The organism is Dermacoccus sp. CCH2-D9 (assembly GCF_001556795.1).
Taxonomy (GTDB): Bacteria; Actinomycetota; Actinomycetes; order Actinomycetales; family Dermatophilaceae; genus Dermacoccus; species Dermacoccus nishinomiyaensis.
The window spans coordinates 1-9,838 of the sequence record NZ_LSJT01000103.1; the positions used below are offsets into that span (position 1 = coordinate 1).

At 68.9% G+C, this 9,838-nt stretch carries 9 protein-coding genes; 5 read left to right on the forward strand and 4 right to left on the reverse strand.

Annotated elements, in window-relative coordinates:
• Nucleotides 1-180 precede the first annotated feature (180 nt).
• Nucleotides 181-903, reverse strand: a complete 723-nt coding sequence (locus AX669_RS14065; RefSeq protein ID WP_062258033.1) for a GTP pyrophosphokinase family protein — start codon at nt 901-903, stop codon at nt 181-183.
• A gap of 115 nt (nt 904-1,018) precedes the next feature.
• Nucleotides 1,019-1,180: a hypothetical protein gene (locus AX669_RS13410; protein ID WP_156444974.1), complete on the reverse strand. Its 162-nt coding sequence runs from the start codon at nt 1,178-1,180 to the stop codon at nt 1,019-1,021.
• 337 nt (nt 1,181-1,517) lie between these two features.
• Here AX669_RS13410 and AX669_RS09315 point away from each other — a divergent pair, with 337 nt between their 5' ends.
• Complete coding sequence (locus tag AX669_RS09315; RefSeq protein ID WP_062258034.1) at nt 1,518-2,747, forward strand: DUF2332 domain-containing protein; 1,230 nt, start codon at nt 1,518-1,520, stop codon at nt 2,745-2,747.
• A gap of 451 nt (nt 2,748-3,198) precedes the next feature.
• On the opposite strand, the gene AX669_RS09320 is transcribed toward AX669_RS09315, so the two are convergent.
• Nucleotides 3,199-4,461, reverse strand: coding sequence for an alpha/beta hydrolase (locus tag AX669_RS09320; protein ID WP_231729536.1), 1,263 nt, complete (start codon nt 4,459-4,461; stop codon nt 3,199-3,201).
• Nucleotides 4,462-4,628: 167 nt separating this feature from the next.
• On the opposite strand from AX669_RS09320, the gene AX669_RS09325 reads away from it, so the two are divergent.
• A complete protein-coding gene (locus tag AX669_RS09325; protein ID WP_062258036.1) occupies nt 4,629-5,048 on the forward strand; it encodes an NUDIX domain-containing protein in 420 nt (139 codons plus the stop codon).
• 283 nt (nt 5,049-5,331) lie between these two features.
• Here the strand turns inward: AX669_RS09325 and AX669_RS09330 are convergent, their stop codons facing one another.
• A complete protein-coding gene (locus AX669_RS09330; protein ID WP_062258037.1) occupies nt 5,332-5,865 on the reverse strand; it encodes a type 1 glutamine amidotransferase domain-containing protein in 534 nt (177 codons plus the stop codon).
• Between the two features lie 546 nt (nt 5,866-6,411).
• Between AX669_RS09330 and AX669_RS09335 the strand changes: the two genes are divergently transcribed.
• The 3 genes from AX669_RS09335 (at nt 6,412) to AX669_RS09345 (ending at nt 9,674) form a co-directional block, all read left to right on the forward strand.
• A complete protein-coding gene (locus AX669_RS09335) occupies nt 6,412-6,903 on the forward strand; it encodes a hypothetical protein (RefSeq protein WP_062258039.1) in 492 nt (163 codons plus the stop codon).
• Between the two features lie 126 nt (nt 6,904-7,029).
• Nucleotides 7,030-8,004, forward strand: a complete 975-nt coding sequence (locus AX669_RS09340) for an NAD(P)-dependent oxidoreductase (RefSeq protein ID WP_062258040.1) — start codon at nt 7,030-7,032, stop codon at nt 8,002-8,004.
• Between the two features lie 179 nt (nt 8,005-8,183).
• Entirely contained in the window at nt 8,184-9,674 is a 1,491-nt protein-coding gene (locus tag AX669_RS09345; protein WP_231729539.1) for a CoA-acylating methylmalonate-semialdehyde dehydrogenase, read from the forward strand.
• Nucleotides 9,675-9,838: the final 164 nt, after the last annotated feature.

Sequence of the window (9,838 nt, forward strand, 5' to 3'; positions counted from 1 at the left end):
CGGGCGTTCGTTCCAGCAGTTGTCGGATCAGTCGTGGTCGAACGGCAAGATCGTCGAGAGCGCCTGGATGACGGCGTCACTCGCGACGCTGGGCGGCGCTGTCGGAGCAGGCCTCGAGGAGGACGACATCACCCGCGCCGCGGCCTACACGCGCGAGTCGGACGAGGGTTGAGCCTCGCCTCAGTGACGCTCCGACGAACTGTCGAAGTAGCTGATGAGCTGCAGCATCTCGGGCAGCACGTGATCGTCATCAGCGGAGTTCGCCGTGCGCAGCGCACTGAACTCGTGGTGCAGCCTCTCCATGTCGGCGTCGAGACGGCTGGCCGTGTGCGCCGCCGTCGTCAGCTCCGAGAGCAGGTGCGCGGGCACGTCGCCGTCGTACTTGTAGTAGATCTTGTGCTCGAGGCTCGCCCAGAAATCCATGGCGATGGTGCGCAACTGCACCTCGACGGGCACGGGCTGCGGGCCCGTCGACAAGAAGGCCGGCACCTCGACGATGAGATGCAGGCTGCGATACCCGTTCGGCTTCGGGTGCGCGACGTAGTCCTTCTGCTCGAGCAGCGTGACGTCGTCCTGCGCGAGCAACAGGTCGCGGACACGGTAGACGTCATGCGTGAACGAACAGATGACGCGGATGCCGGCGATGTCCGTGACGCGCGCCCGGACGTCGTCGAGGTGGCGGCAGTCGCGTTTGCGGGCCTTGCGCAGCAGCGACTCCATCGACTTCAGGCGCGTGCTGACGCTCTCGATCGGTCTGTAGCTGCCGGTGTGCGTGAACTCGCGTTGCAGCACGCGCAGCTTCGTCCCGATCTCGTCGATGGCCGAGCGGTACGCGACCATGAACTGCTCGACGGCCGCGATCCGCTCACGCGCCTCCTGAGCCGACAGGATGGGACGAGGCATGGTGCGAATCGGTCATCGGTGAGCTCCAGCACATGGTCGGGACGCCCCCAGCGTAGGCCTGCACCCCTGCGCGTGCGCTGAGCAGCCGCTCAACCCTTTGTCAGACCGCGTTCGATCATGCTGCGGGTTCGACGAACGTCATCGCGAACGCGGCTGGGCGGCTCGTATCCGCACACAGCGTCGCGTAGGGGGTGACGGGGGTTTCGGCGACGTCGGCGGGTGACGCGTCGGGCGTCGTCGTCAGCGTGGCGAGGGTGAACGGGTTGGTGATGGTCATGCGGGATCCTTCGAGTCAAGTGGCCGGTCGGCGGCGCGATGGTTCGCGGCTTCGCGTCGTGGCGAGGTGGGGATCCGGGCCGGGCGTCACGGACGCGGGGCGGGGATCATCGAGCGGGGCCGGAGAGATCTCGTCGGCTGCGTGCTCGTGTTCCACTCAACCACACGACGCGCGATTTCATGCCATCGGGGTGCGGCGTGGCGCTGTGCCCAACCGAGCGGTACGGACGGCGCGGGCTCCCGCCGCGCGTGAATTTCTGGGTTTCTTCTGCGGCTCGACGTCTTGTGAGCCGCCGTCGACGGGCGGAGGCTGACGTCGAGGCACCAAGGAGGCCACCATGACCATGACCGGGCTCGAAGCCGACACCGCCACGGCCTACCGCAGGTTCGCCACGAACGAAGCTCGCGGAAATTCGCCGATCTACGAGGCGATCTGCCTGCGCATCGCGGATGACGACGCCGTCCTCTCGCTCATCGCGACGCTGCCTGCGCCCAAGCGTCAGCCCAACCTCGTCCTGGGCGCTGCGCGCTACCTCGACGCGCCGTCCGACGATGCGTCGTCGTTCGTCAACTGGCTGCGCGAGCACTGGGACGAGGTGCGCGCAGTGGCGCTCTCGCGGGCCACCCAGACGAACGAGGTCGGGCGATGCGCGACGCTGCTGCCGTTCATCGCTGATGCGGCGCGTGCAGCGGGCGACGGCCGGATCGCGCTCGTCGAGGTCGGGTGCTCGGCCGGGTTGGCGCTCTACCCCGACCTCTATGCCTATCAGTACGTCGCCGAGTCCGAGGCTGGCGAAGACCCCGCCGCCGGTGGCGCTGACGACGAGGGTGTCGACCCAGGCGGCGAGTGCAAGGACGCACCCGCTGGTGGGGCGATGGCTTCCCGGGGGCGCGAATCCTCATGCGATGACGAGGTGTTCGAGCCGCGAGAGGCGTCGGGTCCGTTCGGGGTTGACGGGGTCGACCGGCCGCTGCTGACGTGCGTGGTCGCCGGCGCACTCGACGAGATGACGAACGCAACGCCGTGTGCGCCGACGATCGCATGGCGTGGCGGCCTCGATCTCAACCCACTCGATGTGTTGTCCGATGACCCCGAGGCTCTCGACAACGCCCGTTGGTTGCGAGCGCTCGTGTGGCCCGGCCAGGACGAACGCGCATCGCGGCTCGCTGCGGCGATCGACACCGTCAGGCGGCACGTGACGTCGCATCCCGAGGACGCCGCGCACATCGTCCGTGGCGATGTCGTCGACGATCTCGAGCGCCTCGTCGCGCAGGTGCCGGACGAGCTGCACCTCGTGCTGTTCCACTCGGCCGTGCTTGCCTACGTCGACGATGACACCCGCACACGATTCGAACGTCGCCTGCACGAGTTGACGCATCGGCCCGGTGGTTTCACGTGGATCAGCAACGAGGCTCCCAGCGTCATGCCAGGCATGCGCGATGCGGTGGCTGCTGCCTGGGAACCACGTGATCTGCGGGGACGTTTCGTGCTCGCCGTCGACGGGCAACCCCGCGCTCTGACGGGGCCCCACGGGCAGTCGCTGACAGCGTGGGATGCCACGAACTGAGCTTCCCCCCGTGATGTGGCTGGAGGGGGCAAGAGCCTGACGTCAGCTGGTCAGCCGCCTGTGGCTGGCGACCCTGCCTCAACTGCGACTCTTGTCCACATTCGCTCGACCTCACTCAGGCGGGCGCACGGCCCCCGCCCACCTCTGCCTACGGTGCATCCCAGTCAGCCGGCTCCAGGGGCACGGACGGTGGTGACGCCGTCGTCTCCGCGTCGGTGATGCGACGAGCGACGGCTGAGGCCGAGACCTCGCCCGCCCGTCGTCGGTCCGGAAGCAGCGGCGCCATGAATGTGACCGTAGATCGCCGATGGGGACGGGATCCGCGAATGTGGACGAAAATCGCCGATGGGGACAGGAATCGCGGATGGGTAAGGAGCGGGGGTGGGGCTCCGGCCACGGCCACGACCAGATCGCCGAGGTGCGAGCGGGCCAACGGGCGAGCGGCGGGGCGTCAGCGCACGTGGAGGGCCATGCGGAGAGCGCCGATGGCTTCGGCCATGCAGCGTCGCCCGAGGTCCGTCGCGAGGATGTTGATGAACGGGTGCACGGCGTCGGTGTGCACGCGCAACGTCGTCGCCACACCTGCGTCGGAGAGCTTGCGCGCGTAGGCGTTTCCCTCGTCACGCAACGGATCGAATCCCGCGACGGCGACGTACGCCGGTGCCAGCCCGCGCTCCGCGAGCTGCCCCAGATCATCGGCCAACAGCGGTGAGACGCGCGGGTCGCGGCGCATCGCATCGACGTCGTCCGGCAGCGTTCCGCCTCCGAGGTAGTTCGCCTCGTACCAATCCATGTTGGCGCGCGTGAGGAAGTAGCCCTCGCTGAACAGTTCGTAGCTGCGCGAGCGCGGCAGCGTCAGGTCGGTGACGGGTACGAACAGCATCTGCCACGCAGGTTGCGGTCCGCCGACACGGGCGCATTCCTGCGCGACGACGGCTGCGAGGTTGCCGCCGGCCGAATCGCCTCCCACCGCAATGCGATCCGGGTCGATGCCGAGTGCGTCAACATGTGCATGCGCCCAGCGAAACGCCGCGACGGCGTCGTCGACGGCAGCGGGGAACACATGTTCAGGAGCGAGGCGGTAGTCGACGTTGAGCACCGCCACCTCGCCGCCCGCGCACAACGCCCGAGCGACGGCGTCGTGCGTGTGATGCGATCCCAACACCCACCCGCCGCCGTGGAAGTACACCAGCAGCGGCAGCGGGTCTGCGCGAGGCTCGCGGTTGTCGACGTTCGGGGCGTCCGTGCGAGCAGCGACCGCCGCGCCGGCCTCCTCCGCGCCGGCTTCCGAGGTGCCGACTTCTCCCGCATCGGGGTCGACGACGCGCGCATGCTTGCCCACCACCGTCACGGGCGAGGGGTGCGGGCGGTACAGGCGGGCGGGGATGTCTCCCGCGCCGTACGACGAGCCGTCGAGGACGACATCTTCGACGTTCGCAACGTCAGCGAGTTCACCTGCGAAGAGCCACGATTCGGCTGCGAGAGCGTGACGGGCGTCAGCGACCGAGCGCTCGTCGAGCTCTTTGCCTCCGATGCGTCCGAGCACCTTCAACCCGACGGTGATGTCGGGGTCGAGCGCCCCACCGTCGACGATGTGCGGTTGGCCTGCGGCACGATGACGAACGGCTCGCGGCAGCGCGAGCAACGCTTCGAACGCGCGTCGCTGCGCACGATCAGCGACCGACGGGAGGAAAGGGGCATTGCCGGGAGTCACGTCTTCACTATGCCGCCTCGCGTCGACGCTGCGGGTCATAGGAATCTGTGTTCATGCGAATCGAAGCGCCGGTGGATCGCGCCGCCCCCGTGCCGCTGTCCGTGGGCTGGCGGTGAATTCGGTCGAGCCCCGGAACGTCACGGGGCTCAACATCTAGGGTTGGAAGAATGGTGGAGGAGGAGCTCATTCGGGTCGCTGCGGTCGTCTTTCGGAACGCCGAAGGTCACGTGCTGACGGTCCGCAAGCGCGGCACGCAGCGGTTCATGCTGCCCGGCGGCAAGCTCGAGGACGGAGAAACGTTCGCTCAGACGGCGTCGCGTGAGGTCGAGGAGGAGCTGGGGCTCGTGGTCTCGGCGGCCGAGCTCGAGCCGCTCGGCGAGTTCCGCTCCGACGCGGCGAACGAACCAGGTTTCGCGCTCGAGTCCCACGTGTTCACCTACCCCGGAGAGCTGACGCAGACGCCGCGCGTCGCCGCCGAGATCGAGGAACTGCGGTGGTTCACGAAGGCACAGTTGCGCGAGCCGGAGGGCGACGTCCTGCTCGCTCCGATGCTCGAGTTCAACGCCGTCCCTGCGATCTTCGGCTGACGCCTCCTGCGCGTCCCTGCGTCTCAGACGCCCGCTGACGTGCGGGGGTGGCGAGGCCGGCGTCCAACGTGGGGAGGCTGATGGGCGCCGAGCCGAGGACGAATGTGACTGAAGACCGCCGATGTGGACGAAACTCGCCGTTGGGGCAGCGCTGGACATGCAAACGCCCCGGCAGTCGGCAGCGTGAGCAGATCCGACGAACCGGGGCGTCGCATGAGGGGTGAACCTCAGCCAGGAACCCACTGGCGACAAGCCTCACGAGGAGACGTTGTCGAGGCCAACCTCAGACGGAGGCCTTCTCGACCGCGTCGAGGAGCGCCTTGTCGAAGGCGGGCAGGTCGTCGGGGTTACGGCTCGTGATGAGGTTCGCGTCGATGACGACCTCTTCGTCGACCCATTCGCCGCCGGCGTTGCGGATGTCCGTCTGGAGGCTCGGGAACGACGCGACGCGCTTGCCGCGCACGACGTCGGCCTCGATGAGCATCCACGGAGCGTGGCAGATGGCCGCGAGGGGCTTGCCGCCCGTGACGAACTGGCGGACGAAGTCGACGGCTTCCGGCACGGCGCGCAGGTTGTCGGGGTTGGCGACGCCACCGGGCAGCACGAGCGCGGCGTAGTCGTTGATGTCGGCGTCCGACAGCTCGACGTCGACCTTCTGCGTGCCCGACTTCTCGAGGTGGTCGAACAGGTCCACCTCGCCCGACTCGGGCGAGATGAGGACGGGCGTGTGGCCCGCGTCGGCGACGGCCTTCCAGGGGTCGGTCAGCTCGACGCTTTCGATGCCTTCAGAACTGGTGAGGAATGCAATTTTTGCCATGTTTTCCACGATAATTCGCACGGCAGCGGCATGCAACGCCCGACGGGGTGGATGCGGCGGAACCTCCAGGCCGGCCAGGCCTGGGAGGGCTCTTCGACCCGTCGAGTCCTCGCCGCACCACGTCGCCGCCGTCGCTGCTCACCCCTACGAATCCCGTCCCCTTCGGCGATTCTCGTTCCCCTGTGCGATTTTCGGTCACATTCGTCCGGGGATCTACCATCGCCATCACCACGCGGACAGCGACGACCCGGCGCCTGATCATTGCCCGAAAGCGCGTCATGCAGGATGCGTTTTCGGGCAGACATGGCGACGGCCGCGCGGTCGCGTAGTCGCGTAGTCGCCGCACCGTCTCGACGATGACGACGACGTCGCCGGTATACGTTGCCGGACGCCGTACTTGACGTCGGACGACGGGAGCCCGATGCCGCATTCATCCATCGGCGGCCTCGTATTCTCTCTGGTGTCGACGCAGACGCCTCGTGGGCCGTCGTCCGGCGTATCGACACGACGGCCGGCATGGCGGGGCGGGTGCGCCACAATGACCCCATGGACGACGAGAGCCCCGAAGCCGCGTATCGCCTCCTCCACGAGCGGGTGACGGGCGGGTCACCCGCGGCCGGTGGTTCGTCGATCAGCGCCGCGCAGTATGACGCGGCGCGCAGCGCGTATCTCGAGGAGCGGGGCATCGTCGCCCGCGTCGGTGTGGCGGTGTGGCCGCCGACGTCGCAGACGATCCGTCAGCGCCTCGGCGGCGGGTCGTGGGCGCGCGCCGCCGAGGCGCTCGGGCTGACGGCGAACGTCGGACGCTCGCGCGGCGCCGGCTCGTTCTCCGACGACGACTACCGCGCGGCCGTCGCCGCCTTCCTCGCCGCCGCAGCCGACGACGGCCGCCCCGACGTCGCGTCGACCTCCTTCACCGCCTACGGCGCGTGGGTGAAGAGCGAATCCGACGCCGGCCGCACGGCGCCCAGTGGCGCTGCGATGCGTCAGCACTTCGGGTCGTGGGCCGCGGCGAAGGGCGCCGTCGCGCGCGGGTGACGAGAGCGCGCCGGGTGGGCCCCGATCCACTGGCGGTGTGATGCAGGTCATAGAGTGGCGGGCATCGAGCATCGTCGCTCACGCCCACCCATGGCGTGTGCGCACCCACGACCCCAGGGGAGCATCATGACCACCGTCGCGTTCATCGGCCTCGGAAACATGGGCCTGCCCATGGCGAAGAACCTCATCGCGGCAGGTTTCACCGTCCGCGGCCACGACGTCGTCGATGCCTGCCGCGCGGCTGCCGCCGAAGCGGGCGTCGAGCTGGCCGGCAGCGCGCCGGAGGCCATGGAAGGCGCCGACGCCGTCATCACGATGCTGCCCAAGGGCGAGCACGTGCGCGCCGTCTACTTCGGAGCTGCTCAGGCGGCCGACGGCTCCCAACCCTGGAGCGACGACGGCATCCTCGCCCATGCGACGCCCGAGCAGATGCTCATCGACTCCTCGACCGTCGACATCGCGACCTGCCAGGCCGTGCACGACGCGGCCGCCGCGAAGGGCCTGCACTTCGTCGACGCGCCCGTCAGCGGCGGAATCTCCGGCGCCGAGGCCGGCTCGCTGACGTTCATGGTCGGCGGTGCGGACGCCGACGTCGAACGTGCGCGCCAGTTCATCGAGCCCATGTGCGGCAACTTCTTCGCCACGGGCGGCCCGACGACAGGTGAGGCCGCGAAGATCGTCAACAACATGATGCTGTTCGTCGCCGTGCAGGGCCTCTCGGAAGCGGCCACACTCGCGAAGAAGCTCGGCCTCGACGCGAAGACGTTCCACCAGATCGCGAGCGTCTCCTCGGGCAACTCGTGGGCGCTGCAGACGTGGTATCCCGTGCCCGGCGTCGTCGAGACGGCCGCGGTCAACAACGAGTTCGCCGCGTCGTTCCGCGCGGATCTGGCGCTCAAGGACATCGGTCTCGCCCTCGCTGCCGCGGCCGATCACGGCCTGCACCTGCCCGCGACGGGCCTGTCCGCGCAACGCCTCGCCGAAGCCGTCGACGGTGGTGGCGGCGAGCTCGACTGCACCGTCGTCATCGCCGCCGTCGACCCTGACGCCGAAGGCCTGCCCGAGGGCTACGTCCACGGCGGCGCACGCCGCGACGCCTGACCGCGCGCCCGCGCGAGTCGCGTGGCCACGGACGACCAGCCCCGGCCCGACGCGGCACCATCGCTGGCCCCACGCGCCACCACCACCGAGCCCGACGCGGCGCTCGCACCACTGACCACCCAGAACCCCGCAGACAGCCACGAGCACATCGCGGGACCCACGAGACGAAGGTGTGAACCATGAGTGACATCAAGCAGATCGGCCACTGGATCAACGGCGGCGAGGTCGCCGGAACCGGCCGAGAACAGGACGTGTTCAACCCCGCGACGGGTGAGGTGAGCGGTCGCGTCGCGCTCGCGAGCGTCAGTGACCTCGAGCAGGCCGTCGACGCCGCACGTGCCGCCCTGCCGGCCTGGCGCGCGACCGGCCTGACGAAGCGCGCCGCCGTCATGTTCAAGCTGCGCGAGATCGTCACGGCGAAGAGCGACGAACTCGCGCGCATCATCACGGCTGAGCACGGCAAGGTCGTCTCGGACGCCGCGGGCGAGGTCGTGCGCGGCCTCGAGAACGTCGAGTACTGCGCGGGCCTCATGCACCACCTCAAGGGCGAGTTCTCCGAGCAGGTCTCCTCGGGCGTCGACGTCCACTCGGTGCGCCAGCCCGTCGGCATCGTCGCGTGCATCACGCCGTTCAACTTCCCGGCCATGGTGCCGCTGTGGATGGTGACGACGGCGATCGCGTGCGGCAACACCGTCATCCTCAAGCCGAGCGAGCGCGACCCCTCCGCCGCGCTGTGGATCGCGCAGGCGTTCAAGGACGCAGGCCTGCCCGACGGCGTGCTCAACGTCGTCAACGGCGACAAGGAGGCCGTCGACGGCATCCTCGACCATGACGACATCAAGGCCGTCTCCTTCGTCGGGTCCACGCCGATCGCGCAGTACATCTACGAGCGCGCCTCCAAGAACGGCAAGCGCGTGCAGGCCCTCGGCGGCGCGAAGAACCACATGGTCGTCATGCCGGACGCCGACCTCGATGCCGCCGCCGACGCCGCCGTCAGCGCCGCGTACGGCTCGGCGGGCGAGCGCTGCATGGCCGTGTCGGTGCTCGTCGCCGTCGGTGAGGTCGCCGACCCGCTCGTCGACAAGATCGCCGAGCGCATGGGCAAGCTCGTCATCGGTGACGGCTTCGACGAGCGCTCCGAGATGGGTCCGCTCATCACGCGCGAGGCGCGCGACCGTGTCGCCTCGTACGTCGCCGGCGCCACCCACGAGGGTGCGCGCGTCGTCGTGGATGGCCGCGAGAAGCACTTCGACGAGAGCGGCTTCTTCATCGGCACGAGCCTCGTCGACCACGTCAAGCCCGGCATGAAGGTCTATGACGAGGAGATCTTCGGCCCGGTGCTGTCGGTCGTGCGCGTCGAGACGTTCGAGGACGCCGTCGAACTCATCAACGCGAACCAGTTCGCCAACGGCGTCGCGATCTTCACGCGTGACGGCAAGAGCGCCCGCGAGTTCGAGTTCGCCATCGAGGTCGGCATGGTCGGCGTCAACGTGCCGATCCCGGTGCCCGTCGGCTCGTTCAGCTTCGGCGGCTGGAAGAAGTCGCTGTTCGGCGACACCCACATGTACGGCGCGGAGGCGTTCAACTTCTACACGCGCCGCAAGGTCGTCACGACGCGCTGGCCCGACCCGACGCAGAGCCAGGTCGACCTCGGGTTCCCGACGAACTGACGATCGATGCCACGAGGCCGGGTGCAGCTCGCGTGTTTCACGTGAAACATGCAAGACGCACCCGGCTTTCTCGTGCGCCACACCGACGCGCCTCTCTCCTGAGTGCAAGCCGGCTCTTCACGAACGAGGGTGTAGTCGGTTGAGCGCGTCGGTGGCCGGGTAGG

What these genes read in the sequence shown, in the direction of transcription:
- AX669_RS14065 (WP_062258033.1), bottom strand. Translation starts at nt 903, where the DNA reads ATGCCTCGTCCCATCCTGTCGGCTCAGGAGGCGCGTGAGCGGATCGCG.
- AX669_RS13410 (WP_156444974.1), bottom strand. Translation starts at nt 1,180, where the DNA reads ATGACCATCACCAACCCGTTCACCCTCGCCACGCTGACGACGACGCCC.
- AX669_RS09315 (WP_062258034.1), top strand. Translation starts at nt 1,518, where the DNA reads ATGACCATGACCGGGCTCGAAGCCGACACCGCCACGGCCTACCGCAGG.
- AX669_RS09325 (WP_062258036.1), top strand. Translation starts at nt 4,629, where the DNA reads ATGGTGGAGGAGGAGCTCATTCGGGTCGCTGCGGTCGTCTTTCGGAAC.
- AX669_RS09330 (WP_062258037.1), bottom strand. Translation starts at nt 5,865, where the DNA reads ATGGCAAAAATTGCATTCCTCACCAGTTCTGAAGGCATCGAAAGCGTC.
- AX669_RS09335 (WP_062258039.1), top strand. Translation starts at nt 6,412, where the DNA reads ATGGACGACGAGAGCCCCGAAGCCGCGTATCGCCTCCTCCACGAGCGG.
- AX669_RS09340 (WP_062258040.1), top strand. Translation starts at nt 7,030, where the DNA reads ATGACCACCGTCGCGTTCATCGGCCTCGGAAACATGGGCCTGCCCATG.
- AX669_RS09345 (WP_231729539.1), top strand. Translation starts at nt 8,184, where the DNA reads ATGAGTGACATCAAGCAGATCGGCCACTGGATCAACGGCGGCGAGGTC.